This is a genomic window from Mycobacterium paraseoulense (assembly GCF_010731655.1).
GTDB classification, from domain to species: domain Bacteria; phylum Actinomycetota; class Actinomycetes; order Mycobacteriales; family Mycobacteriaceae; genus Mycobacterium; species Mycobacterium paraseoulense.
Map to the genome: position 1 here is coordinate 2046987 of NZ_AP022619.1, position 26026 is coordinate 2073012.

A 26026-nucleotide genomic window follows, 5' to 3' on the forward strand; every position below is an offset into this window, starting at 1 on the left:
GCGCGCGTTAATCGCCGATAAGTTAGGACGCATTGCTGTACTCGTGGGTTAGCTGGCAGATACGCAGAGTAGCCGCTGGCTACTCGGTCGGCCAGTTGAAATGCGCGGCCTGATCCTTGATCTTGGGAATCATCTCTGGCGCATAAACGTAGATCGCCGATTCGACCTCCCACTCGGCCTGGGCCTGGGACATCGACGTGGTGTTGGTGATCATGTTGACCAGCTCCTGGGCCTCCCCGAACGGATTGGGGTGGTTCCGTACCTGGTCGGCGAACCAACGCCCCTCGGCGGCCTCGGTGCAATCGCTGAAATCGGCGTTGTGCACCATCTTGTTCTGCGCGAGCAGCTGGATGTACTGGTCGTCTTTCGCGCTCAGAGTGCAATTCGCCGAAGCCTGCGGCGCTGACAGCACGGCGCCGCCGAGCATCGAGACCCCCAGCGCGACGCCGGCGGCCCAGACCGATGACACTCGCATGCGCGAGCGCGAACGGGTAGTTGTCATGTCCGGTCCTCCTCTGCGTGGGAGCGGTTCGCTCTCCGACGCGAGCCACGTTCTGGTGGCAACCAACTAGCCGAGACAGGGATTCTGGCCACGGCTAACAAGTCGCGCGGTCGTTGGTCGTCAATTCAGGCGGCGCTGCCAGCTGAGATCACCGCCACGTATCAGTTTCGGTGTCGAGATATGAATTTAGCCAGTACCAGCGGCCCGAGGGGCCAACTTTCGTTTGCGTGACGGTGTACGGATGGTTAACATTTCCTACTTCGATCCGGCCGGAAAGTGTTGGCCGATGCCTGCCGGGCCCGCCGCGACGGCGATCGTCGCCACGCTCCGACGTTCGCTTGACCAGCGGCTGAGCGCCCAGCAGCGGATGGCCGGCGAGTCAACCCCGGCACGGGCGATCGTCAGCTGAATACGGTCTGGCCGTCGGCGCCGAGCAGATATCGCTCGGTACCCTGATCAACGCGTGGCGCATCGGCGCCCAGCGCGACGGCAACCTTGTTGCTTGCATTCCGCATGATGTCAAAGGTGAGCTCGACGGCTTCGGGAACCGAGAACCGGGAGCGCACCTCGGCGGCATCGTCGACGGCGAGGTGCGCAGGCGTCCAAATTAACGCATCGGTGTAGCGCAGCGCTGCTTTAACGCGGTCATCGAGCAAACGGGATGCCTCGAAGCGGCCGATTTCGTCGTACAGCGTCTCCGAACCGCCGGCATCGAGCGCGGTGCCTTCGCGCAGCGACTTGCACAGGCGGCAGTTGTGCTGAGCCGCCCCGCGCAGCCGGACCAGCTCGGAGGTGACGGGGTCGAGCGCGCGCATCCGGGCCACCGCGGGCAAAAACTCGTTGAACACCAGATTCGCCGGGTTTGTGGAGTGATCCCACGCCACGCCGCCGTCCACCCAGCCCAAGTATTCCGAGCCGACACCGAGCGCTTCCAGGCCCGCGCGCGCCCGAGGAATGAAGTCGGCGATATACATCTGGACCACCACGCCAAAGGCGCTGTCGCCCAGGCGCTTAACCAGCCGCGACCGCTGCTCGGCGGTGATCGCGGAGACGTCGGCGCTGAACTGCTCGGCGAAATCGGCGACGACGACTTCGACCTCCGATTCCGGTGCGCCGACCTCGACGGGACTGGGCAGCGCCGGCAGCGACAGTGTCTCGGCGCAAACCCGCCGAACCAGGGCCGCGATGCGCGCGTCCGCCGGAGCACCCGGAGACAGGGCCACCAAGCGCGTCAGCTGATCTTCCCGAACCGAAACCGGAGCCGCCATTCGTCACACGCTAGAACGCGGCCGGCCCAGCGGCAATCGCCTATTGCGCCTGACTCACCGACGACATATGGAAGTCCGGTATCCGCAGCGACGGCATGGCCGCGCGGGTGGCCCAATCCGCCCACTCCCGAGGCAGGGTCTTCTCACTCACCCCGGCCTCGCTGGCCCGCCTCAGCAGGTCCAGCGGACTCTCGTTGAAGCGGAAGTTGTTGACCGCGGCGGTCACCTCGCCGTCTTCGATCAGGTAGACACCGTCGCGGGTCAATCCGGTGAGCAACAGCGTGGTGGGGTCGACCTCGCGGATGTACCACAGCGTGGTCAGCAGCAGGCCGCGCTCGGTGGCCGCGATCATGTCGGCCAGCTCGGCCGACCCGCCGGTCATCACCAGGTTGTCGGCCGCGACCGCGACCTCCGCATCGAATTTGGCGGCCGTCGCCCGGGGGTACGCCAGCGCGTTGACCACCCCGTTGCGGATCCAGTCCACCTGACCGATCTCCATGCCATTGTCGAACACCGACATCGTCTCCGACGAGCTGCTCACCGCGACGAACGGCGTGCACGCCAGGCCCGGCGCCATCGGGTCGGAGAACAATGTCAGCGGCAGTTCGGTGAGCCGCTCCCCCACGCGCGTGCCGCCACCGGGGGCCGAGAAGGCGGTGCGGCCCTCCTGCGCGCCGCGACCGGCCATCGACCAGGCCAGGTAGAGCATCATGTCGGCGACCGTGGACGGCGGCATGATCGTTTCGTAGCGTCCCGCGGGCAGTTCCACGCTGCGCTCGGCCCAGCCGAGCCGCATCGCCAGCTCCTCGAGCAGCGAATCCATTGGCACGTCGACGAAGTCGGGCGTGCCGATGCCCGCCCAGGCGCTCGCGTCGCCGCGTTTGCCGTTGATCTCCACCGCCCCGGCCGGCTGGGTGTAGCGTCGGCGCACTCCCGTCGACGACGCCAGGAACGTCGTCGAAACGCTGTGGTGCGCAAAGCCGTACAGCCGATCAGTGCCGCGAAAGCCACGGCTCAAGGATTCCGCGACGTCGGCGAACACCAGGGGTCCCGTGCCGGGCACGGGCGCGTTCCAGTCGACGGGCATCCCGGTGTCGGCCAGCAGTGGCGCGGCGTCACCGGCCTCCGGCGCCGCGCGGGCCGCGTCCTGGGATGCCGCCACCAGCTCCGGGATCGCTCGCGGATCCACCTCGGCGGAGACCATGGTCCCGATGCGTGCGCTGGCCCCTTGGCGGACAACCGAGATCACCGTGATGCTGCGGTTGACCGCAACCCCGTTGGTGGTCATCGAATTGCCGGCCCATCGCAACGTCGCCTCGACCTTGTCGGTGACGAGCACCATGGTCTCGCTGGCGCCGCCGAGCTTGGCGGCCTCCTCCAGGACGAGGTTGACGACGTGCTGCGGAGTGATCACCGGCCGCCCTCGCTGACCGTGTTGAGCACGTTGACGCCGCGGAACAACGCCGACGGACAGCCGTGGCTGACAGGGGCGACCTGGCCGGGCTGGGCCTTGCCGCAGTTGAATGCGCCGCCCAACCGCCACGTCGACGGGCCGCCCACGGCTTCCATCGAGTTCCAGAAGTCCGTCGTGGTGGCCTGGTAGGCGACATCGCGCAACTGACCGTCCAGCCGACCGTCGCGGATGCGGAAGAACCGCTGACCGGTGAACTGGAAGTTATAGCGCTGCATGTCGATTGACCACGACTTGTCACCGACGATGTAGATGCCGTCCCGCACGCGTGCGATCAGGTCGGCGGTGCTGACCTCGTCGCGGGCGGGCTGCAGCGACACGTTGGCCATCCGCTGAATGGGTACGTGATGCGGCGAGTCGGCATACGAGCACCCGTTGGAGCGAGGCTGCCCGAGACGGGGCGCGAACACCCGGTCGAGCTGGTAGCCGACGAATATCCCGTCGCGCACCAGATCCCAGCGTTGCGCCGCGACTCCCTCGTCGTCGAAACCTATGGTGGCCAACCCGTGTTCGACGGTGCGGTCGGCCGTCACATTCATCACCGGAGAGCCGTAACGCATGGTACCGAGCTTGTCCGGTGTGGCGAATGACGTTCCCGCGTAGGCGGCCTCGTAGCCGATGGCGCGGTCGTATTCGGTTGCGTGACCGATGGATTCGTGAATCGTCAGCCACAGGTTGGTGGGATCGATCACCAAGTCCTTGGGTCCCGCGGTCACGCTGGGCGCCTTGACCTTTTCGGCCAGCAGCGACGGCAGTTGCGCCAGCTCGTCGGTCCAGTTCCAGACCTCGTCGCCGGCCAGCACCTCCCAGCCGCGTCCCATCGGCGGCGCCAGCGTGCGCATCGAGTCGAAGCTGCCCGCCGCCGGGTCGACGGTCACCGCTTCCAGCGACGGCTGCACCCGGACCCGCTGCTGGGTGATCGACGACCCGAAGGTGTCGGCGTAGAACGTCTGCTCTTTGACCGCGGTGAGCACGGCCGACACGTGGTCGACGCCGTCGGTGCTGAGCAGCCGACCGGAATACTCCTCGAGCACACCGATCTTGTCGGCCGCCGGGACGCTGAACGGGTCGATGCGGTAATCGGAAACCCAGGTGGCGTCGGCGTACACCGGTTCGGGCGCCAACTCCACGCGCTCGCTGTTCAGCATCGCCAGGGTGGTGGCCACCTGCACGGCGCGACGCGCGGTCTCGGCGGCGACCGACGGCGCCAGCTCGGCGTGTGAGGCGAACCCCCACGTGCCATCGACGATCACCCGCACCGCCAAGCCGACCTCGCGATTGACGACCGCCGTCTCCAGCGCGCCGTCACGCAGCTGGATGATCTCGGTCATGATGCGGTGAACCCGCAGGTCGGCGTAGTTGGCGCCGGCCGCGGTGGCCGACGACAGCGCGGCGTCGGCCAGCTCATGCCGCGGCAGGTTCAAGAAGTCGGCATCGATCCCCCGGTTCGGTGTCACGGGTCCACCGTAACGGCCGTTCGCCCCAAACCCCGGCGCCGCCCGCTTTAATTACCTCCATGGCCAGCGGCGTCTTGAGGAGACAGCCTCGCTCCACCGCGCTGGGCTACGCCCTGCTGGCGCCCAGCATGTTCGGTGTCATCGCCTTCCTGCTGCTGCCCATCCTCGTGGTGATCTGGCTGAGCCTTTACCGCTGGGACCTGCTGGGGCCGCTGCACTATGTGGGCCTGGCCAACTGGCGATCGATCCTCACCGACCGCAACTTCGCCAACTCGTTGATCGTGACGGCACTCTTCGTGGCGATCGTGGTGCCGGCGCAGACGGTGCTGGGCCTGCTGGCCGCGTCCATGTTGGCCCGCCAGCTTCCCGGCACCGGCCTGTTCCGCACCGTCTACGTGCTGCCGTGGATCTGCGCACCGCTGGCGATCGCGGTGCTGTGGCGGTGGATCCTGGCCCCGACGGACGGAGCCGTGAGCACCCTGCTGGGGCACAGCATCGAATGGCTGTCGGACCCCACCTTTGCGTTGCCGCTCGTGTCGGCCGTCGTCGTGTGGGCCAACGTCGGATACGTCTCGCTGTCGTTCCTGGCGGGCCTGCTGGCGATCCCCGACGACGTTCACGCCGCAGCGCGCACCGACGGCGCCAACGCGTGGCAACGGTTCTGGCGCATCACCCTGCCCATGCTGCGGCCGACCACGTTCTTCGTCCTGGTGACCGGGATCGTCAGCGCGGCACAAGTTTTCGACATGGTCTACGCGCTGACCGGCGGCGGGCCGGGAGGCAGCACCGACCTGGTCGCCCACCGCATCTACGCCGAAGCATTCGGCTCGGCGGCCATCGGGCGCGCATCGGTGATGGCGGTGGTGCTCTTCGTCATCCTCATCGGCGTCACCATGGTCCAGCATCTCTACTTCCGGCGGCGGATCAGCTATGACCTCACCTAGCCGGCTCGTCGTCTACACCGGACTCATCCTCGGTGCCCTGATCACGTTGGTGCCGTTCGCCCTTGGCCTGCTGACCTCGTTCACCTCGGCGCACCAGTTCGCGACCGGCACACCCCTGCAGCTGCCCCGGCCCTTCACCCTCGCCAATTACGCCGACCTGGGTGGGGCCGGATTCGGTCGGGCGGCGGCCGTGACCGCCTTGATGACCGCCGTGATCCTGGTGGGCCAGCTGACCTTCTCGGTGCTGGCCGCATACGCGTTCGCGCGGCTGGACTTTCCCGGGCGCGACGCGCTGTTCTGGGTCTACATCGCGACCTTGATGGTGCCCGGGACGGTCACGGTGGTGCCGCTGTATCTGATGATGGCCCAGCTCGGCCTGCGGAACACGTTCTGGGCGTTGGTCCTGCCGTTCATGTTCGGGTCGCCGTATGCGATCTTCCTGCTGCGCGAGCACTTCCGCATCATCCCGAACGACTTGGTCAACGCCGCCCACCTGGACGGGGCCAACACCTTGGACGTGATCGTGCACGTGGTGATCCCGTCCAGCCGGCCGGTGCTGGCGGCCCTGACGCTGATCACCGTGGTCTCGCAGTGGAATAACTTCATGTGGCCGTTGGTGATCACCAGCGGCCACAAGTGGCGGGTGCTCACGGTCGCGACGGCCGATCTGCAGTCGCGGTTCAACTCCCAGTGGACGTTGGTCATGGCCGCGACGACCGTCGCGATCGTCCCGCTGGTCGCGCTTTTCGTGGTCTTCCAGCGGCACATCGTCGCGTCGATCGTCGTCTCGGGGCTCAAGTGAGCCCGCCCCGCGCCGAGATTGCCGTCATGGCTGCGATTCCGGGCGATCTACGACCGCCGCGGCAATCTCGGTGCAGACCATGAGCCCGCCCCGCGTTTCCACGCTGATGGCCGGGGCGCTGGCGCTGGTCGCCGTGCTGTTGGGGGCGACCGCGGTGCTGCTCGACTACTCCGGCCAGCCCGCCGGCGGCAAGATCGTCGTGACGGTGCGGGTCTGGGGCGACCAGATCGCCGCGGCGTACCGGCAGTCGTTCGAGGCGTTCAACCGCGCGCATCCCGATATCACGGTGCACACCAGCGTGGTGGCGTATCCCACCTACTTCGACACGCTACGCACCGATGTCGCCGGTGGTAGCGCCGACGACATCTTCTGGCTCTCCAACGCCTACCTCGCGGCCTACGCCGACAGCGGCCGGCTGATGAAGATCGACAGGGCCGCCCCGGCGTGGGATTCGGCCGTCGTCGACCAGTTCACCCGCGGCGGCGCGCTGTGGGGCGTGCCGCAGCTGACCGACGCCGGCATCGCGCTGTACTACAACGCCGACCTTTTGGCCGCGGCCGGCGTCGACCCCGCCGAGCTGAATGGATTGCGGTGGAGCGCGGACGGTGGCGACACGCTGCGCCCCATGCTCGCCCGGCTCACGGTGGACGCCGACGGACGTCACGGAAACGCAACGGGTTTCGACGCCGGACGGGTGCGGCAGTGGGGCTACAACGCCGCCAACGACCCGCAGGGGATCTACCTCAACTACATCGGCTCCGCCGGCGGCGTCTTCCAGCGTGGCGACACGTTCGCCTTCGACAATCCCGGGGCGGTGCAAGCCTTCCGCTACCTGGTCGGCCTCATCAACGACGACCACGTCGCGCCGCCCGCATCGGACACCAACGACAACGGCGACTTTTCCCGCAACCAGTTCCTGGCCGGCCGGATGGCGCTCTTTCAGTCCGGCACCTACAACCTGGCTCCGGTGGCCCGCGACGCCCGCTTCCACTGGGGTGTGACGATGATGCCGGCGGGCCCGGCCGGCCGGGTGAGCGTCACCAATGGCATTGCGGCGGCGGGCAATGCCGCGACGAAACATCCCGACGCGGTGCGTCAAGTCCTGGCATGGATGGGCAGCAGGGAGGGCAACGAGTTCCTGGGCCGCGAGGGGGCGGCCATCCCGGCGGTACTGTCGGCTCAGCCCGTCTACTTCGACTACTGGTCCGCGCGGGGCGTCGATGTCAGGCCCTTCTTCACCGTGCTCGACGGCCCGCGCATCGCGGCTCCCGGCGGCGCCGGCTTCGCCGCCGGCAACGACGCTTTGCAGCCCTACTTCGACGAAATGTTCTTGGGCCGCGGCGATGTCGCGGCGACCCTGCAACGGGCACAAGCGGCCGCCAACGCCGCGGCGCAGCGCTAGCCGGTGAGCACCAGCACCGGCACCGGGCTTTCCCGGATGATCTTGGTGCTGCGGGAACCGAGGAAGACCCGCCGGATGTCTCCGCGGGGCCGGGTGCCCAATACCAGGAGCTCGCCCTCCTGCCAGTCCGCCTTCGCCAGCGCCTCTTTCCAACTGCGGCCGGTAACCACCTGCAGGGCAACGTCTTCGCCGACGATCCGGTCCGTCTTCAGTCCCTCGAGGATGTCCCGAACTTGGGACGCCCAGGCCTGCAGCACCTGACCCTCCACCTCGAGCCCGACCTCCGGCGGGTACATCGTCTTGCCGCGGACGGCGAAGGTGATCACCCGCACCGGCACACCGAATCGCTGACCGAACGCGAAGCAGCGTTTCACCACGTCGATCGCGTCCGGGGTGGCCGAGTAGGCGCAGGTGAGCCGGGTCAGTTTGCCTTGATGCGAACGGTAGTCAGGCGGGCTGATGGCCACCGGGGCGGTCGACGCGTGCAGCAGCCAGTCGGCGGTGGAGCCGATCAGCACTCCCCCGCCGGCGGGAGGTGCCCCCAGACCGCGCCCGCCGCTGGGCAACGACCCCAGCACCAACACGTCGGCGTCAACCTGGTGGATGACCTCGAGAAGCCCGCCCGACACCGATCCGTGCGCACGGTGTACGTAGGTGGCCTCGATTCCGTCGGCCACGGTGTCCAGAAAGCGGGCCGCCTCCTTGGCCGACTCCGCGGCCAGGGCGTCCGCCCACAGCTCGAACTCCGCGTCGATGCGGGCACGCGACGGTGTCAGCCACGGCTTGGGCACGATGGTCGCCACGGTGAGCGAGGTGCCCCAGGTCCGCGCGATGCGCACACCCAGGTGCAACCCCGAGAGCCCGACCTGGCCGGCGCGGTAGCCGACGACGACGGTCACAGCGCGCCCCGCTGGAGCGTTTCGCCGTTGAGCGCGCTGTGGTGGCGGCCCCACACGAAGTAGAAGACTAACGCGAGCGCGATCCAGCAGCTGAACGCGATCCAGGTGTACCAGTGCAGGCTGACGAGGATGTATCCGCACGCCAACACCGAAAGGACAGGCGTGACGGGATAACCGGGGACCTTGAAGGCCCGCGGCAGGTCGGGTTCACGGACTCGCAGGATGATCACTCCGGCGGACACGACGATGAACGCGGTGAGCGTGCCGATGGACACCATGTCCGCCAGCTTGTCCAGCGGGATGAAGGCGGCCAGCAACGAGGCCGCGATGGCCACGATCAACGTGTTGCCCACCGGCGTCATTGTGCGGGTGTTCACCCGCGCGAAGCGTGCGGGCAGCAGCCCGTCGCGGCCCATCGCGAACAGGATGCGCGTCTGCCCGTACATGGTGACGAGCGTGACCGAGAAGATCGAGATGACCGCGCCCGCAGCCAGAATCGTGCTGGCCCAGCCGCCGCGCGTGACGTTGTCGAGGATGGTTGCCAGCCCGGCCTCCTGCTGCCCGGCGAAGTCCTGCCACTGCTGAGTGCCCAGGGCGGCGAGCGCGACGAACACGTACACGCTGGTCACGGTCACCAACGCGGCAATCAGCGCGCGCGGCATGGTCTTCTGCGGGTCCCTGACTTCGTCGCCCGCCGTCGACACGGCATCGAGGCCGATATAGGAGAAGAAGATGGTGCCGGCGGCCGAGCCGATGCCCGCAACGCCGAACGGTGCGAAGTCGCGCAGATAGTTCGCGTCGAAGGCGCTGAACGCCACAACCACGAACATGACCAGCACGCCCAGCTTGATCAGCACCATGATCGTGTTGACCCTGGCCGATTCGCTGGCGCCCCGGATCAGCAGCAGCGCGCACATCCCGATCAAGATGATCGCCGGTACATTCACCCAGCCGGGCCGCGCATCCCACGGCGCGGCCGACAAGGCGTGCGGCAACTGGAAAGCGAAGACGTTGTCGAGCAACTTGTTGAGGTAGCCGCTCCAGTTGACCGCGACCGCTGCGGTCGACACCCCGTATTCCAGCAGCAGGCAGGCCGCCACCCCCATCGCGACGACCTCGCCCAGCGTGGTGTACGCATAGGAGTACGACGATCCGGAAACCGGTACCGCGGAGGCCAATTCGGCGTAGCAGATGGCCGCGAGCCCGGCGGCGAGCCCGGCGATGAGGAACGACAGGATCACCCCGGGGCCGGCCTCCGGCACGGCCTGCGACATGACGAAGAAGATGCCCGTCCCGACCGTCGAGCCCACCCCGAACATGGTCAGCTGGAACGTGCCGATGCTGCGCTTGAGGTGATCCGCGGCCCCGTATGCGACGGCGGCGCCGACAACGGGGCGGCGCCGCAGCATCTGCTCTTTCAGGCCGATCGACGTCGGTGGCAATTGCCCTCCTTGCTCGATCAGCAGATTATGGGCCAGCCTCCCGCAACGCCATAGCGAACTGCTCAACCGCCCAGTCGATCTCCTGCTCGCTGATCACCAGCGGCGGCGCGAACCGCAGCGTCGACTCGTGGGTGTCCTTGACCAGGACACCGCGCTCGGCCAGCCGAAGGCTCATCTGCTTGCCCGTCCCGAGCGCCGGGTCGACGTCGACGCCGGCCCACAGCCCCAGACCCCGCACCGCCAGCACGCCGTGCCCCACCAGTTCACCCAGGCGCTCGTGCAGGCGTGCGCCCAATCGCGCCGAGCGTGCCTGGAACTCCCCGCGGCTCAGCATCAAGACCACGGTGGCGCCGATGGCGGCGGCCAACGGGTTGCCGCCGAAGGTCGAGCCGTGTTCGCCGGGGCGCAGCACACCCAGCACCTCGCGGTCGGCGACAACCGCCGACAAGGGAACCACGCCGCCGCCCAGCGCCTTGCCGAGCAGGTAGACGTCCGGCACCACGCCCCAGTGGTCGCAGGCGAAGGTGTGGCCCGTGCGCGCCAGGCCGGACTGGATCTCGTCGGCGATCATCAACACGTTGCGCTCGCTGCACACGGCGCGAACGGCGGGCAGGTAGTCGTCGGGCGGGACGACGATGCCCGCCTCGCCCTGGATCGGTTCGAGCAGCACCGCGACGGTGTCGTCGTCGATCGCGCGGGCCAGCGCGGCGGTATCGCCGAAGGGCACCGAGCGGAACCCCGGTGTGAACGGTCCGAATCCGGCCCGCGCCGTCGGATCCGACGAGAAGCTGACGATGCTGATCGTGCGGCCGTGGAAGTTGTTGTCCGCCACGATGATATTGGCCCGACCATCGGGGACGCCCTTGACGTCGGCCCCCCACTTGCGGGCGACTTTGAGACCGCTCTCCACGGCCTCGGCGCCCGAGTTCATCGGCAGCACCAGATCTTTGCCGCAGAGCCGCGCAAGGGCGGCACAGAACGGACCGAGGGTGTCGGAGTGGAAAGCACGGCTCACCAATGTGACGGTGTCGAGTTGGGCGTGGGCCGCCGCGGTGATCTCGGGGTTGCGGTGGCCGAAGTTGACCGCCGAGTAGGCGGCCAGGCAATCCAGGTAGCGCCGACCATCCACGTCGGTGATCCAGGCGCCCTCGGCGCTGGCCGCCACCACGGGCAAGGGCGAATAGTTGTGCGCGGCATAGCGTTCGACCTGGCCGATGGCGGCCTCGGTCCGGGTCGATGTCCGGGCGTCGAGGATCGTCACGGAAACACCTCCAATGAGCAGCACTTGACCGAACCGCCGCCCTTGAGGAGTTCGGACAGGTCGACGCCGACGGGCTCGAAGCCGGCGCCGCGCAGCTGCTCGGCGAAACCCATTGCCGCAGAGGGAAGGACGACGTGCATGCCGTCCGAGACGACGTTGAGGCCCAGCACGTACGCGTCGGCGCTCCCGACCACGATGGCGTCGGGAAACAGCGCGTGCAGCCGGTCCTGTGCGGCCGCGCTGAACGCCGGCGGGTAGAACGCGATCGTGTGGTCGTCGAGAACGGCGAGCGCGGTGTCGAGGTGGTAGAAGCGCGGATCCACCAACTCCAGCGAGACGACCGGCGCGCCGAGGGCTGCGGAGATTTCCGCGTGCGCACGCCGGTCGGTGCGAAAGCCGTAGCCCGCCAACACCCTTTCCCCGATCATCAGCAGGTCGCCCTGCCCCTCGTTGACGTGGCGGGTGGACACGGGCCGGTAGCCGAGCGCCGACATCCATTCGGCGTAGGCGCGCGATTCGCCGGCCCGCTCGGCGAAGCGAAACCTCGCCACGATCGCGACGCCGCCCGCGATGAATCCGCCGTTGGCGGCGTACACCATGTCCGGCAGCCCGGGCACGGGCTCGATCACCTCCACCCGATGACCCAGCCGAAGGTAGGTCGCGCGCAGGGTTTCCCATTGAGCGCGGGCGAGGCCGACGTCGACGGGCGTGGTGATGTCCATCCAGGGGTTGATCGCGTACTGGACCGCGAAGAAGGCCGGCGGCGTCATCGCGTACCGGCGGGCACGCGGCGTGCGGGTGCGCCCGACCGACAACGGCTGCGAGCGGGGCGCTACGACGTATTGTTCCGTCATAAATCAACGATATTTTGGCCATCTAGCACAATCAAACGCTATATATTGCGTGTCTGAGCGCTGTTTGTTGCGTTACGGTGGCCTCGGCAACGATTTATTGCGTACGAGCGGAGGGCAGGGTGATGGAGCGGCTCGATGAGACCGACGCGCGCATCCTCGCGGAGCTGACCGAGCACGCCCGGGCCACGTTCGCCGAAATCGGCGAGAAGGTGAACCTGTCGGCGCCCGCGGTCAAGCGCCGGGTCGACCGGATGCTCGACACCGGCGTCATCAAGGGCTTCACCACCGTCGTCGACCGCAATTCCCTGGGCTGGAACACGGAGGCCTACGTGCAGGTGTTCTGCCACGGCACGATCGCCCCCGACCGGTTGCGCGCGGCCTGGGTGGACATGCCGGAGGTGGTCAGCGCCGCGACGGTCACCGGCACGTCGGACGCGATCCTGCACGTGCTGGCGCGCGACATGAGTCACCTGGAGGCGGCCCTCGAGCGCATCCGGTCGAGCGCCGACATCGAGCGCAGCGAAAGCATCGTGGTGTTGTCGAATCTCATCGACCGGATGCGAACCTGAACGGGCCGCGGCGTGGCGCTCCCGACCATGAGGCGACTGTCAAATTTGCTATCGCCGGCGATATCACATTCACGGATCGTCTGATGCCCGGAAGCTGGTACTGATGTGGCACAGGTGATTCAGCGACCGAATGTGGCCGCAAGGAAGCGGCGCAACCTCGACGGCCGCGCAGTCGGCGGCCGACGAGAAGCATAGGGCCAGGGCCGGTTTCGCTCGGGGACGGAGTCGGACCGGATGTGTTTGAGCTGCGTCCGCAGGTGCTGGCGCAGGGCATGCAGGTCCGGATCGGTCCACCGGTTGACCGCCTCGACCGGGTCGGCGGTCAGGTCGTACAGCTCCCACTGGTCGTCGAGCGGGGACGTCCGGTAGGTCTCTCCCCCGAGCCCGCTTGCCGCCAGCTGCCGCACCCCCGGCTCCGTCCAGGTGCTCGGGTCGTCGAAGGTCCGTACCAGCTTCCAAAGATGCCCGCCGCCACCGGCGGCCGTCGCCTCGTCGACGTGAACAACCAGCCCCTCGAAGTTGGAGGCGGTATGGGCCGGGACCCGGATGCGCAGCGGCGCAGGGGGATTGACCGTGCGCTTGAGTTGGCGGCCCAATCCCGAGGCGCCGCTGTCCCCCTCGAGCATGTTGTCGCGGGTCATCAGGTAGACGGCGCGGGTCTCGTCGGCCGCGGCGCCGTCCACGACCGGCATCAGGTTACGGCCCGGTAGCTGGTGCACTTCCGAAAACGTCTGGGCGAGCGTGGCGCCCACCGCCGCCACGTCGACGCCCGCCGCCCCCAGCAGGGTGGGAACCAGGTCGACGTGTGACGTCGGCGCCGTGATCCGCCGCGGCCGCGTCGCGTGCTGGCCGATGCGCGCGATGACGAAGGGAACGCGGGTGGCCTCGTCGTAGAGGTTGAACCATTTCTGGTGCAGGCCGCCATGGGCGCCCAGCAGATCGCCGTGGTCGGCCGTGCGCACCAACACCGCGTCGCCGGAACCGCCTTCGGTCACCGCCAGCCTGACACGGTCGATCGGCCCGTCCACCTCGGCGTGCAGCCGGTAGTACAGGTCGCGGTAGCGCTGCGCGTTGCGCTCGTAGGTTCGGTCGATCGCGGGCGCGGGCCCGTACCCGGAGTAGTAGGCCTCGCGAAAGGCGATCTGCGCCGCCGGTTTTGTGGACAGGTCTTCGTCCGCGGTGGGCGCCGCCGGGACCGCGGGCGGGTCGAGCGGGGACGGCTTGACCGGGCTCCGCCGCGACCAGGCCGGAAAGAGCACGATGTCGTGGGGATTGACGAAGCTGGCGACCAGGAGGAACGGTCGCAGCGCGGCGGGATCGCCGTCGCGGCGGCGGGCGTAGCGGTCGGTGAGCCACGCGACCACCCGGTCGGCGATCAGCGGGTCCCGGCGGACGCCGGCGTTGGCCAACGCCGCCCCGTGCGGCTCCGGGCCGACCCACCCGGAGAAACCGAACGGCCCCAACGGATCCGCCTCGAGGTAGCGCCGCACCGCGGCGGCGTCGACGGCACCGTTCTCGTCATTGGTGGGCAGCGGTCGACCGGTCCTCGGGTCGGTGAGGTCGGCGTGCGAGATGTGCCACTTGCCGTCGTAGTGGGTGTCGTATCCGGCCGCTCGGAACCAATTGCCCAGTGTGGGCACCTCGCCCGGGCGCAGCCAGCGCATGCGCGAATCGTCGGCGGTCTTCCCGATGCCATCGGTCTGGGTGACGCCGTGCAGATCGGGATAGTGCCCGGTGAAGATGGTCGGACGGCTTGGCACGCACGCCAGCGAGCCGGTGTAGTGCCGGGTGAAGTTGACGCCGTGGTCGTCGAACCACTTGCGGCCGGTCAACATCCGGTCGCGCCATGCGAGCACGTCGGGAGCCTCGTACGGCGGTACCGCGCGTTCCTCGTCGGTCATGATGACGACGACGTCGGGGCGATCAGACACGGGCATGCTCCAATCGGTTCGCCAGGCCGTCCAGCATGGCCTCGGACTGTCGCGCGAGGAATCGGCACAGGACGTGTTCGGCCAGTTTTTGCGTTGCGTGCGGTCCGATTTCGACGGTGCTGGTGAGGGTCACCGAAGTGCGACCCGATTCGCCGGCGGCCGCTGCCAGCGTCCAGCGGTTGCGCACCCTGCGCAGGCGGCTGGGCAGGCCGTCGATGTCGTAGCCGAGCGCGCGGGGCGGGTCGAACTCCGTGATGCGCTCGACGAAGGCGTCACGATTGACCTGCACGCGCCGGGCGGTGCCGACGGCGGCCCCGTCGGGTCCGGAGAACAGGATGCACGAGTGGTCGACGTTGCCGGCCCACGAACTGATCGACCCGAAGTCTGCGAGCGTTTCCCAGATGTCGCCGATGCGTGCCGCGATCGTGCGAGTCCGCTGAATGTCGGCCACCCGCTCACGCTACGCGAGGCCATGGTGAGTCAGGTGGAATCCCTAGCGAGTCAGGTGAAATATTGTCTCGATCGCCACCGCCGCGCCGCTGATCGCTAAGGTGACCGCGAGCGTCACCCAGTCCCCCAACCTCGGCCGCGCCGGATCGGCGGAGAGTTGGCCGATGCCGCCGCGCGCTGTGATCGCGTCGCCCATTTCATCGGCGCGCCGCAGAGTCACCACGATCGCGGCGGCGACCAGGTCGATGGAGTTGCCCGCCGTCTGCCGAACGCGGGCCTTGCGGCTCGAGGGCATATGGTTCGGCCGCAATCGACGGGCGGCGTAGAGCACCTGGAATTCCTCGATCAACAACGGGAAGGCGCGAAGCGCCAACGCCAACGCCACGGCCCACTCATCAACCGGAATCCGCAACCATTTGAAGGGGCGGCCCAGAATGGTTAGGGCCGGTGCGATTTCGGCGACATTGGTGGTCCAGGACACCATCGCCCCCAACCCGAGCAAGACGACCGACAGCGCGCTGATCCGCAGGAAGTTCAGCGCCCCGCCCAGCCAGACGCTGACCCCGCCGATCGATAGTGCCGGGCTGCCACCGGCGAGGGCGGCGGTGACAAAACCCAATGCCAGGAGGACCCACAGCCACCGCGGAATCGAGGGAAGCGCACCCCGGGGGATGCGAGCGATCCAGACCGCCGCGAGCAGCAGCGCCGCCACCGACCCGATCGTCACCCAACCCGGATAGAGGGTTAGCAACACCGAAACACCAAAAACCACCAGGAGTTTCGTGCCGGCCCACAAGTTGTGGATGGCGGATCCGCCGGGTACCGGAACCAAAAGCACCACCGGACGAGAAGTGCGCCGGCCGCGGCCGGATGCGGGGCTCGAGGGTGCGGTCACGGCACACCCCCGGCCGCGGCGGTGGCCGACACCGCTTCCAGCGCGCCATTCTGCAGGTGCAGGGTCCGCGGGCACACGGCTTCCAAACCGCCGAAGTCGTGCGAGATGACGACCACGGTGAGACCTCTGTGCCGGCGCAGATCCGCCAGCACCCGCAGCAGGCCCCGCTGGCTGCCGATGTCCAACCCTGCCAGCGGCTCGTCGAGGATCAGTACGCGTGGCGAACACGCGAGCAGTCCGGCCAGCACCACTCGTCGCATCTGGCCACCGCTGAGCTGGTCGATGCGCCGCTTAGCCATCGCGGGTTCCAGTCCGACCGCGCCCAGGGCAGCGGCGACCCGGTCCTCGTCGTCCTGTGAAAAGCCCGCGACGGAAGCAACTTCCAAGCCGACGTGGCTGCGCATCAATTGCAGCCTCGCCGTCTGAAACGACAGCGCCACCGCTCCGACGTGGTCACGGATCGGCTCACCGTCGATCAAACAGGCGCCGACGGTCGGAACGGTCAGCCCGGCCATGACCCACGCCAGCGTCGACTTGCCCGAGCCGTTGCCGCCGTGAATCAGAATGCCGTCGCCCTGCTCCACCACGAAGCTGATATCGCGCAGCGCGGTCTTGGCCCACGGCGTCCCGCTGTTGTATTCGTGTCCGACCCCGACGATTTCGAGTACGGGCTGGTGCGTGGCGCGCGGCACCGCGATCACCGGCGACGGGGCCGGTGCTGATTCCCCCACGGTGTTATCCGGGGAATCACTGAGGTTGATCGTCCGGTCGGCGGACGCGGCCTCGTTGTCGAAGTGCGTGATGTGCACCAGGGCGGTCCGGTGCCGTTGGGGAAGGCCCGACAGCACATTCAGCAGGACTTCGCGGCCCTTTTGGTCGATCATGCTGGTGAACTCGTCGGCGATCAGTAACGCCGGTTCCCGCGCGAGCGCCGCGGCGAGAGCCAGGCGCTGCAGTTCCCCGCCGGACAGGCTTCCGGTGTCGCGTTCGGCGAAACCCCCCAGCCCCACCTCGCTCAGCAGATGGTCGACGTCGACCTCGGTGCCCGGCGGCAGCCCCCAGACCACGTCATCGGCGACCCTCGTGCCCAAGACCTGGCTCTTCGGGTGCTGCAGAACAAGCGCCGTGCCGCCCAACATGCCCAACCCCACCGCGCCAGGGCGGCGTACGGTTCCCGACGTCGGTTGCCTGCCCGCCAGGATCAGCGTCAACGTGGTCTTCCCGGACCCGTTGGCGCCGATGACGGCGACGTGTTCGCCGACCTGGAGTTCCAGGCTGAGCTCGCGCAGCGCGTCCTGCTTGGCGTTGGGGTAGCGGAACCGGACCTTGTCCAACCGCACCGGCACCGGCCCGATCGGGGCGTCGGGGCTTTCGTTCGGAGCGTCGAGTTTGTGCACATCCGGGACGTTGCCCATGCGGTCCAGCAAGCGGGAAAGCGCCCACCAGCCGATCAAGGACGACAAGATGACCCCGTAGGTGACGTACAACAGCATCAGCCAGGGCCAGTAACGCAGCCCGAATTCGAAGCACCGCAGCACGTCCGCACCGAGCCACTGCAGGTCAAGCCGGTCCAGGAAGGCAATGACACCGTCGACGTTGGCCTTCATCACCTCAAATATCAGATGCCGCAGCCGATTCAGCACCGCAAGGAAACCGACCGTCGCGGCGGCGACGGCCACCCCGGCGATCAGGGACGCGACGATAACGGTTGGCGTGCCCCTGCCGCGGCGCTTGACGGATCCGGTCAACCCGCCGATGTACGCACAGTTGACCACCGTCAAGAAACCGCCCAGTCCAGAGATGAGGAAGGCGATCATTGCGGCAGCAAATGTCGCGGCGAGCAGCACCCGAACCCGGTAACGGTAGGTCAGTAACCCCATGGGCACCGTGCCCAGCAGCGCCAATCCCTGCGCGAACGGGATCACCCCGGCGATGATCGCAATGACCGCGCAGAGCGCCCCCATGACCGCGGCCTGCGCCAATTCGGCCGGTTGTAAAGGTCCACCCCGATGGCGCGAACGGACGGGGCGACGGGCATTCACTTCACTGATTGTGCCAGCCCGCCGCACCAAGTCGCTCCATCACGCTTGGCGACTTTCCGGCCCGTTCGGGCCAGCGATCTCGTCTCACTTAGCAAAGCTATGGAACTATGGGGATATGGACAGAGTTGTCGAGAGCGCACACGTCGAGGCCCAGCAGCTGGGTGCGGATCTGCTCGCGGTGGTGGCGCGACTCAACCGGCTCGCCACCCAGCGGATTCAGATGCCCTTGCCCGCGGCGCAAGCCAGGCTGCTCGCCACGATCGAAGCCCACGGAGAAGCCCGAATCGGCGACCTCGCCACCGTCGATCACTGCTCGCAACCGACCATGACCACGCAGGTGCGCCGGCTCGAGGACGCCGGCCTGGTCACCCGGACCGTCGACCCGGGGGACGCCCGTGCCGTCCGAATCCGCATCACCCCGCAGGGCAAGCGCATGCTCAACGCGGTGCGGGCCGACCGCGCCGCCGCGATCGAACCCCAGCTCGCGTTGCTCGAGCCGGGCGACCGCCAGGTGCTGACCGACGCGGTCAAGGTATTGCGCCGGCTGCTCGACAATGCGTCGCCGGCCGGTCGGCGTAACACGCTCTGAGGGCACGACCCCGGTGACGAGCCGACGGCCGGCGGGTAGACACTAAGTCGAGCTGACCGGTGTGACGAAAGGTGGCGGCATGCGGCCCGAGGCTTCCGCGTTCAGGGCCTCTCCGTTGACCGTGTGGGTCGGGCCGACGCGGTTCGATTTCGCCCCGGGCCGCGACGTGATCGTCGGCTACGGCCCGGCCTGCGACATCGCCCTCGAGCGCCTCGGAAATCCGACGTTGCCGCCGCCCCCGCCCCGCCCGGAGGTGGTGCTGCGGTTCACCGGCACGCACTGGGTGGCCATCGACCTGAGCCACAACGGCATCTTCGTCGACGGTGCACGCGCGTCGACGGTGCAGATCCGCGACGGTCAGGCGATCGGCATCGGCGACCCGCAGCGGGGGCCGCGGCTGGTCTTCCAGATGTCTCACCCCGCCGGCCCGCCCGGGCAACCTGCGCGCCCGGCTCCCCGACCCCCCGCCTACCGGCCGCCGCCGCCCCCGCCGCCGGCTCCCGTCGGCCCGCAGCCCGCGCGTCCGAACGATCCGAACCTGCGCGCGCCGACCGAGCGCGAGACCCAGCGCATGCGCGTCGTGCCGCCACAACCGCCCGCCGCCGAGCGGCCCGTGCCTCCCGACCCGGCGCCGCCCGCTCAGCCGGGTGTCACCGGCGTCCCTGACAAGGGCGGGCCGGGCCTGATCGAGCGGATGATCACGTCCAAACTGCGCGTCGCGCGCCCGTCCTTGCGCGCCGCCGAGCCGAATGCCACCTACCGGTTGCCGCTCGGGGCCGATGCGCGCACCGTCGGGCTGACCGCCTACCAGCTGGGGCTCGCGGTGGGCGGGCGCGAGATCTTGTCGGGCATCTCGTTCGCGGCCCGTCCGGGCATATTCACCGCGGTCGCCGGGCCGTCGGCGGCACGCAACTCCGCGCTGCTCGGTCTGCTCGCCGGCACCAGGCAACTCAGCTCGGGGCGCGTCACCGTCGACGGCCACGACGTGCACGCCGAGCCGGAGGCCATGCGCGCCCGCATCGGCATCGTGTCGCCCGACGACCGCCTGCACCGGCAGCTCACCGTCGAACGGGCCTTGCGGTATGCGGCCGAAATCCGCCTGCCGCAGGACATTCCGCGCGAACAACGCGACCGTGTGGTCAGCCAGGTGCTCGAGGAACTTGAGCTGACACCGCATCGGACCACCCCGATCGGCAAGCTTTCACCCGGGCTGCGCCGGTGCGCCGCACTGGCGGTCGAGCTCGTCACCCGGCCCACACTGCTGGTGGTCGACGAGCCGAGCGCCGGCCTGGATGCCGAGCAACAACGTCACGTGATGGCGATGCTGCGGCGCCAGGCCGACATCGGCTGCGTGGTCGTGGCGGCCGTGTCGTCGCGAACGTCGTTGACGAACCTCGACCTGTGCGACCAGGTTCTGGTTCTCACCGCCGCCGGTACGCCGGCGTTTCTCGGGCCCCCCGCGCAGATCGACTCCGTGCTGGGGACGGCCGACTGGTCCGAGGTGCTCACCCGGGCGGGCGCCGACCCCGACGGCACCCACCGCGCGTTTCGCGCCCGGTCGTCGGCATTGCCGCCACCGGAGGTCGCCGCGCCGTCGCCACCGCCCGCCGGATCCCCGATGGCGCGGCAAGTTCGGCTGCTGGTCCGCCGCGACGCCCGGCTCTTCTTCGCCGCCCGCCTCGACTTCGTGTTCGTGGTGATGCTGCCGTTGCTGCTGGCGGGTCTGACCCTGCTGATTCCGGGTGATTCCGGCCTTTCCCGACCCAGGGCGGGCAGCGCCCACCCGCACGAGGCCATCGAGATCCTGGCCGCCCTCAACGTCGCCGCGGTGATCATCGGCACCGCGCTGACCATCGGGGCCGTGGTGCGCGACCGGCGGGTCTTCCGCCGCGAGCAGGCTCTCGGCCTGTCGACCGCGGCCTACCTGGCCGCCAAAATCCTCGTGTTCGGCCTGGCCGCGGCCGTCTTGACGGCGATCGTGTTCGCCATCGTCGTCGCCGACAAGGGCGCGCCGGCGCGTGGCGCCGCCCTGTTGCACAACCCGACGATCGAGCTCTATGTGAGCGTGGCGATGACCGCGATCGTGTCCGCGCTGATCGGGCTCGCGTTGTCGGCGCTGGGCACGTCGCTGCGTGAAGTGCTGCCGCTGCTGTTGCCGGTGATCCTGGTGTCCGCGCTGTTCAACGGAAGCCTCGTGCAGCTGGTGAGCAAGTGGGGCTTTCAACAGATCGCCTGGTTCGTGCCCGCCCAATGGGGTTTCGCGGCGTCGGCGTCCACGGTCGACCTGCGCAGGGTCGACGCGCTGGCCGCCGAGTCCCAAATGTGGACCCACTACAGCGGTTGGTGGGTGTTCGACATGACCATGCTGGTGCTCTTCGGCGTGGCGGCGGCGGGCCTCGCCCTCTACCGGCTGAGGCCCGGACGGCGCGAGTCCCCTAAGCCGTCACATCGCGAACAACAGGAACTGGGTGACCTGACTCGGTGAGAAGTTGTTGTCGCTGACCAGCACCACCGATTGGCGACCGTCGGGCAGTTTCGGCCCAAGCGTGATGCCCTCGACATTGTCCAGCGGGGAGAGCCCCGGTACGGCGGACAAGTCGGCGGCCAGGGTCTTGCTCATGGGGGTCACGGCCGCGTTCTGCATCGATGGGGTGGCCAAAACGTCTGTCGCCGATCCGATCTCGGCGCGGTAGATCCGCACCGTCGGCGGCAGGGCCGCGGATCGTTCGATCACCAGGAAGGCCGTGTCGGACAGGGCGACCAGATCGGAGACACCGTTGACGTCGGCGGGCGGTGCCGGCGGCTCCATCGGGTAGGCGTATTGGGCCGTGGGCGTGCTGGTGGCGACGTCGAACCTGGTGATCCGGGTGAGCACGCGGTGGCCGCCGTCGTTGAGCGGCCCGTCGTTGTAGCCGGGGTCCTCCATCGCGGCGAACAGCGATCGGCCATCGGGTGTCAGCGCCAGACCCTCCAGCGCCTTGTCCCGGCGCGGACCCGTGCGCTGCGCGGACGCCGCCAGATTGGGCGGCAAGGTGAACTGGCCCAGGTAGGCACCGTCGAGCCCGGCGGTTCGGACCCAGGGATCGAGCAGCACCGGCCCGGCGGTGAGCCGCTCGCCTTCGGAGGACCAGTACAGGCGCTGGCGGACGGGGTCGAACGCGATGCCTTCGGGGTCGGGGGGAATGACCGGTGGCGCGGCGCCCAGCGTGAGCGGCCGGAACGGCCGGCCGGAGGGGTCGAGCAGCGGATGGGTGCCGGTGAACGTGACCTTGTCGATTCCCTTGTCCGACAAGGACAACTGAACGGTATAGAACCGGGCCGGATTCTTCTTGGAGCGATCGTCGCTGATGACGTAATACAGCTGGCGGCCGGCGTCATAGCTGAGCGCCGACAGTCCGCCGATGACGGTGCCGTCGAAGGTGGCATCGAAGGGGACCTGCGCCTGGCCCAGATACGTGAGCATCGGCCGCGGCGCGGGCGCCGCCCCGGGTGGATGCCCGGACGCACAGCCGGCCAGCGACAAGGCGAGACACATGCTCGCCACCCACCGCCTCATAGTCGAGAAACGTAGCGCCGACGCGCGCCGGACGAAAACGCCGATTGGCCCGCCTGGGCCCCAGGGTCGTTATTCCCGTGGCGCGAATCGCAGGATACGGTCGGATTATGGCGCCAGATAGCACAACCATTGCCGAGCAGCTGCGCAACGCCCTCGACGGGCGGTGGCGCGACGTGAGGAACCAGCTGCGGTCCGCCATGAGCGAGGATCTGTTCCGGCCGCACTACACCCCCAACACCGTGATCGCACGCACCAAGGTGGCCGAGCAGATGCGGATCATGGCCGCGTTCGGCGCCGCCGCCGACAACTTCCGCAAGGAGCACGGCGGCACCGGCGACATCGGCGCGGCGATCACGATGATCGAGATGCTGGCGATGTCGGACCTGTCGCTGATGGTGAAGGCGGGCGTGCAGTGGGGGCTGTTCGGCGGCGCCGTGGAGAATTTGGGCACCGAGCGCCACCACCAGGCCTACGTCAAGAAGATCATCAGCCTCGAGTTGCGGGGCTGCTTCGCGATGACCGAGACCGGGCACGGCAGCGACGTGCAGTCGCTGGAGACCACCGCGACCTACGACCCCGCCACCGAGGAGTTCGTCATCGACTCCCCCACCCCGACCGCGCGCAAGGACTACATCGGTGGAGCGGCCGAAACAGCCACCATGGCAGCGGTATTCGCGCAATTGATCACCGAGGAGAACGGTGAGCCGGTCAACCACGGCGTGCACTGCCTGCTGGTTCCGATCCGCGACGCCGACGGCACCGACCTGCCCGGGGTGACGACGTCGGACTGCGACTACAAGGGCGGCCTGCCCGGCGTCGACAACGGCCGCATCGTCTTCGACCACGTCCGCGTCCCGCGGGTGAACCTGCTGAACAAGTACGGCGACGTCGCACCCGACGGCACCTACAGCTCGCCGATCGACAACCCCAACCGCCGGTTCTTCACCATGCTCGGCACCCTGGTCCGCGGACGGATCACCGTGGGCGGCAGCGCGGGCGCGGCCGCCCGTGTCGCGCTGGACATCGCCACCCGATACGCGTTGCAGCGCAGGCAATTCAGCGCGCCGGATGACGAGTCCGAGGTACTGATCATGGACTACCTGGTGCACCAGCGCCGGCTGTTCCCGTTGATCGCAAAGTCGTACGCGCTGCAGTTCGCCCAGAACGAGCTGGTCAGCAAGTGCCATGACATCCAGACCGCCGATGCGGTCGACGCCGACGAGCAGCGCGAATTGGAGGCGCGCGCCGCCGGGTTGAAGGCGGCCAACACCTGGCACGCGTCCCGGGCGATTCAGGAGGCCCGGGAGGCCTGCGGCGGCGCGGGCTACATGGCCGAGAACCGGCTGGTCGCGCTGCGCGGCGACACCGACGTGTTCACCACCTTCGAGGGCGACAACCACGTCCTGACGCAGTTGGTGGCCAAGGAGCTGCTGACGGCTTACGCCGACGACATCCGCAGCATGAGCCCCGTCGAATGGGTTCGCTTCGCCGCCAACACCGTCGGCGAGCGGGTCGTCAAACGCACTGCGGCGGAGACGATCATCCAAACCATCGTGGACGCCCGGCAGGACAGCGAGGAAGAGGGCAGCCTGTTCAACCGCGGCACGCAGATCAAGATGTTCGAGGACCGGGAGGAATATCTGATCGCGTCCGTCGCGCGTCGGCTGCAGGCTAAGTCCAAGGAGATGTCAGAGTTCGACGCGTTCAACGCGGTGCAGGACCACGTGCTGCACGCCGCCTCCGCGCACATCGACCGGGTGGTTCTCGAAGCGTTCGTCGCCGGCATCGACGCCTGTCCGCACGAGGAGGCCCGCGAACTGCTGGGCATTGTCTGCGATCTGTACGCGCTGTCGGTGATCGAGGACGACAAAGCCTGGTACATCGAGCATCGGTACCTGTCGACCGAGCGGGCCAAGGCGGTCACCCGGGGCATCAACGACCGGTGCCGCGCGCTGCGCCCGCACGCGCAGACGCTCGTCGACGGTTTCGGGATCCCCGAGCAGCTGCGCTACGCCGAGATGCTGCACCCGGAGAACTTGGCCGACGCGGTCACGAGCTGACGGGCTGCTCGCCGAGCATCTCCCAACCGGGCCGCGCCGCTTCCCGTTGCGGCCGCACATATCTGACCCAGGTCACGATCGCGGCGCCGACGTAGCAGATCAGAAAGACCCAGAACGCCGGGGTCTCCGTCCCGGCGGTGGCATAGGACTGCCGTAGGGCCAGATTGATCACCACTCCCCCCAGCGCACCCACCGATCCGGCGAGTCCGATCAGCGCTCCCGACCGCACGGCCTCCCAGTGCCTCCGTTCGGCGTCGCTGATACCCAGCGCACGGCTTCGCTCCGCGACCACCGAAGGGATGAGCTTGAACACCGAGCCCTTGCCGACGCCGCAAAAGATAAAGAGCGCAAGGAATCCGACGATATAGCCGATCGTCGTGAACGATCCCACCGGCTCGCCGGGCCCGCGGGTCAGGTCGTCATGGGTGCTGACGGCGACCAGGAATCCAGCGGCGGTGATCATGGCGGTCAGGGCGGTCATCGTGACGCGGCCGCCATCGAAACGATCGCCCAGCCGACCGCCGATCACCCGCGCGATCGAACCCAACAGCGGTCCGACGAAGGCGATTTCGGCAGCGTGCAGCGCGGCCTGCGCATGGCTTTGGCCGGCCGCCATCAAATTGTGTTGGAGCACTTGACCGAAGGCGAACGCGAAGCCGATGAATGAGCCCGCGGCGCACATATACAGGAATGAGATCGCCCAGGTGTCGGGAATGGAAAGGACGGACCGCACGTGGGAGACCTCGATGGAGTGATCGAGGTTATCCATGAACAACGCCGCGCCGACACCGACGACCGCCAGCAGCACCAGATAGACGGCGCACACCCAATACGGCTGCCTGTGACCGGCGGTGGCCAGCACCACCAGACCGACGGCCTGGATGGCCGCGGCGCCCAGGTTGCCGATCCCGCCGGTGAGCCCCAGCGCCATGCCCTTGCGCCGCTGGGGGTAGAAGGATTCGACGTTGGCCAGCGACGCCGCGTAATTCCCACCGCCCAATCCCGTCAGCGCCGCGCACACCAGATAGGGCCACAACGGCAGGCCCGGATGGGCGAGCAGCACAATGGTTCCCACGGTCGGGATCAGGAGCACGGACGACGACAGCACCGCCCAGTTACGTCCGCCGAACCTGGCGGTGCCCATCGTGTAGGGGATGCGCACGATCGCACCGACAAGGGCCGCGGTGGCACCCAGCAGCAGTCTGTCGCCGGTGGAGAATCCGTAGACGTCCTCCGGCATGAACAGCGCCATGACCGACCAGAGGTACCAGATGGAAAAGGCGACGTGCATGGTCGCGATCGACCAGATCAGGTTCCGGCGGGCGATCGTCTTGTTTCCGGCTTCCCACGCCACGAGATCCTCCGGGTCCCACTGCGAGAGGCGCCGCGACCAGCCCATCAGACCTGCCTTCCGCGCCGGATCCAGTGCCGGGCACTGGTTGTCAACGATGACGGGGCTTGCCCGGTGACGGCGTAGCCCGGCGTAAGAGTCTAGCTAATAAAGCAGGTAAAACTCGCGTTTCGCGCCGCCTCGCCGGCCCACCGGGGGATGCCGATATTCACAACGGCGTCAGGGCGATCAACCTGCCGGCCGGACCACGAAGCCGCACCCGCCGCGTGCGCGCCCTGCCG

At 68.3% G+C, this 26026-nt stretch carries 22 protein-coding genes; 8 read left to right on the forward strand and 14 right to left on the reverse strand.

The features are described from left to right. Nucleotides 1-79: 79 nt before the first annotated feature. A complete protein-coding gene (locus G6N51_RS09455) occupies nucleotides 80-502 on the reverse strand; it encodes a hypothetical protein (protein ID WP_232078304.1) in 423 nt (140 codons plus the stop codon). 241 nt (nucleotides 503-743) lie between these two features. Here G6N51_RS09455 and G6N51_RS09460 point away from each other — a divergent pair, with 241 nt between their 5' ends. Beyond that, nucleotides 744-911 (forward strand): hypothetical protein, encoded by a 168-nt coding sequence (locus tag G6N51_RS09460; RefSeq protein ID WP_158086259.1) that lies wholly within the window; start codon nucleotides 744-746, stop codon nucleotides 909-911. Here G6N51_RS09460 and G6N51_RS09465 read toward each other — a convergent pair. The 3 genes from G6N51_RS09465 to G6N51_RS09475 are packed head-to-tail and all read right to left on the reverse strand — an operon-like array spanning nucleotide 904 to nucleotide 4698. After that, nucleotides 904-1770: a carboxymuconolactone decarboxylase family protein gene (locus tag G6N51_RS09465; protein ID WP_083175076.1), complete on the reverse strand. Its 867-nt coding sequence runs from the start codon at nucleotides 1768-1770 to the stop codon at nucleotides 904-906. The two genes, G6N51_RS09460 and G6N51_RS09465, sit on opposite strands and share 8 nt — an antisense overlap. Nucleotides 1771-1810: 40 nt before the next feature. Beyond that, entirely contained in the window at nucleotides 1811-3184 is a 1374-nt protein-coding gene (locus tag G6N51_RS09470; protein ID WP_083175079.1) for a metallopeptidase TldD-related protein, read from the reverse strand. Then, complete coding sequence (locus G6N51_RS09475; RefSeq protein WP_083175082.1) at nucleotides 3181-4698, reverse strand: TldD/PmbA family protein; 1518 nt, start codon at nucleotides 4696-4698, stop codon at nucleotides 3181-3183. The genes G6N51_RS09470 and G6N51_RS09475 overlap by 4 nt, the downstream gene beginning before the upstream one ends. A gap of 74 nt (nucleotides 4699-4772) precedes the next feature. On the opposite strand from G6N51_RS09475, the gene G6N51_RS09480 reads away from it, so the two are divergent. The 3 genes from G6N51_RS09480 (at nucleotide 4773) to G6N51_RS09490 (ending at nucleotide 7846) form a co-directional block, all read left to right on the forward strand. After that, complete coding sequence (locus tag G6N51_RS09480) at nucleotides 4773-5642, forward strand: carbohydrate ABC transporter permease (RefSeq protein WP_142275208.1); 870 nt, start codon at nucleotides 4773-4775, stop codon at nucleotides 5640-5642. Further along, the gene (locus tag G6N51_RS09485; RefSeq protein WP_083175088.1) at nucleotides 5629-6444 is read left to right on the forward strand and encodes a carbohydrate ABC transporter permease; all 816 of its coding nucleotides are present in this window, start codon (nucleotides 5629-5631) and stop codon (nucleotides 6442-6444) included. The genes G6N51_RS09480 and G6N51_RS09485 overlap by 14 nt, the downstream gene beginning before the upstream one ends. A gap of 79 nt (nucleotides 6445-6523) precedes the next feature. Then, nucleotides 6524-7846, forward strand: a complete 1323-nt coding sequence (locus G6N51_RS09490) for an extracellular solute-binding protein (protein ID WP_163750683.1) — start codon at nucleotides 6524-6526, stop codon at nucleotides 7844-7846. Here G6N51_RS09490 and G6N51_RS09495 read toward each other — a convergent pair. From G6N51_RS09495 to ddaH, 4 genes are read right to left on the reverse strand one after another with little or no spacing between them, the layout of a single operon-like run. Next, nucleotides 7843-8745 (reverse strand): universal stress protein, encoded by a 903-nt coding sequence (locus G6N51_RS09495; RefSeq protein WP_083175090.1) that lies wholly within the window; start codon nucleotides 8743-8745, stop codon nucleotides 7843-7845. The two genes, G6N51_RS09490 and G6N51_RS09495, sit on opposite strands and share 4 nt — an antisense overlap. Continuing rightward, nucleotides 8742-10187 (reverse strand): amino acid permease, encoded by a 1446-nt coding sequence (locus G6N51_RS09500; protein ID WP_142275205.1) that lies wholly within the window; start codon nucleotides 10185-10187, stop codon nucleotides 8742-8744. Before G6N51_RS09500 ends, G6N51_RS09495 begins: the two co-directional genes overlap by 4 nt. A 25-nt stretch (nucleotides 10188-10212) precedes the next feature. Beyond that, nucleotides 10213-11448, reverse strand: coding sequence for an ornithine--oxo-acid transaminase (gene rocD, locus G6N51_RS09505; RefSeq protein WP_083175093.1), 1236 nt, complete (start codon nucleotides 11446-11448; stop codon nucleotides 10213-10215). Then, complete coding sequence (gene ddaH / locus G6N51_RS09510; protein ID WP_083175095.1) at nucleotides 11445-12302, reverse strand: dimethylargininase; 858 nt, start codon at nucleotides 12300-12302, stop codon at nucleotides 11445-11447. The genes rocD and ddaH overlap by 4 nt, the downstream gene beginning before the upstream one ends. A 122-nt stretch (nucleotides 12303-12424) precedes the next feature. Between ddaH and G6N51_RS09515 the strand changes: the two genes are divergently transcribed. Continuing rightward, a complete protein-coding gene (locus tag G6N51_RS09515) occupies nucleotides 12425-12871 on the forward strand; it encodes an Lrp/AsnC family transcriptional regulator (protein WP_083175097.1) in 447 nt (148 codons plus the stop codon). Nucleotides 12872-12990: 119 nt separating this feature from the next. Here G6N51_RS09515 and G6N51_RS09520 read toward each other — a convergent pair whose 3' ends face one another. The 4 genes from G6N51_RS09520 to G6N51_RS09535 are packed head-to-tail and all read right to left on the reverse strand — an operon-like array spanning nucleotide 12991 to nucleotide 18189. Beyond that, a complete protein-coding gene (locus tag G6N51_RS09520; protein ID WP_142275206.1) occupies nucleotides 12991-14802 on the reverse strand; it encodes a sulfatase-like hydrolase/transferase in 1812 nt (603 codons plus the stop codon). Next, nucleotides 14795-15253: an SRPBCC family protein gene (locus tag G6N51_RS09525; RefSeq protein ID WP_083175104.1), complete on the reverse strand. Its 459-nt coding sequence runs from the start codon at nucleotides 15251-15253 to the stop codon at nucleotides 14795-14797. The genes G6N51_RS09520 and G6N51_RS09525 overlap by 8 nt, the downstream gene beginning before the upstream one ends. Nucleotides 15254-15295: 42 nt before the next feature. Further along, nucleotides 15296-16147, reverse strand: a complete 852-nt coding sequence (locus G6N51_RS09530) for a CbiQ family ECF transporter T component (RefSeq protein WP_083175108.1) — start codon at nucleotides 16145-16147, stop codon at nucleotides 15296-15298. Then, nucleotides 16144-18189: a DUF2232 domain-containing protein gene (locus G6N51_RS09535; RefSeq protein WP_083175110.1), complete on the reverse strand. Its 2046-nt coding sequence runs from the start codon at nucleotides 18187-18189 to the stop codon at nucleotides 16144-16146. Before G6N51_RS09535 ends, G6N51_RS09530 begins: the two co-directional genes overlap by 4 nt. Nucleotides 18190-18304: 115 nt before the next feature. Between G6N51_RS09535 and G6N51_RS09540 the strand changes: the two genes are divergently transcribed. Further along, complete coding sequence (locus G6N51_RS09540) at nucleotides 18305-18778, forward strand: MarR family winged helix-turn-helix transcriptional regulator (RefSeq protein WP_083175112.1); 474 nt, start codon at nucleotides 18305-18307, stop codon at nucleotides 18776-18778. A 79-nt stretch (nucleotides 18779-18857) separates the two neighbouring features. Beyond that, nucleotides 18858-21263 (forward strand): ATP-binding cassette domain-containing protein, encoded by a 2406-nt coding sequence (locus G6N51_RS09545; RefSeq protein ID WP_163750685.1) that lies wholly within the window; start codon nucleotides 18858-18860, stop codon nucleotides 21261-21263. Here the strand turns inward: G6N51_RS09545 and G6N51_RS09550 are convergent. After that, entirely contained in the window at nucleotides 21222-22313 is a 1092-nt protein-coding gene (locus tag G6N51_RS09550) for an esterase-like activity of phytase family protein (protein ID WP_372510170.1), read from the reverse strand. The genes G6N51_RS09545 and G6N51_RS09550 overlap by 42 nt on opposite strands. A 128-nt stretch (nucleotides 22314-22441) precedes the next feature. On the opposite strand from G6N51_RS09550, the gene G6N51_RS09555 reads away from it, so the two are divergent. Beyond that, complete coding sequence (locus G6N51_RS09555) at nucleotides 22442-24394, forward strand: acyl-CoA dehydrogenase family protein (protein WP_083169218.1); 1953 nt, start codon at nucleotides 22442-22444, stop codon at nucleotides 24392-24394. On the opposite strand, the gene G6N51_RS09560 is transcribed toward G6N51_RS09555, so the two are convergent. After that, entirely contained in the window at nucleotides 24384-25793 is a 1410-nt protein-coding gene (locus tag G6N51_RS09560) for an MFS transporter (protein WP_083169216.1), read from the reverse strand. The two genes, G6N51_RS09555 and G6N51_RS09560, sit on opposite strands and share 11 nt — an antisense overlap. Nucleotides 25794-26026 lie beyond the last annotated feature (233 nt).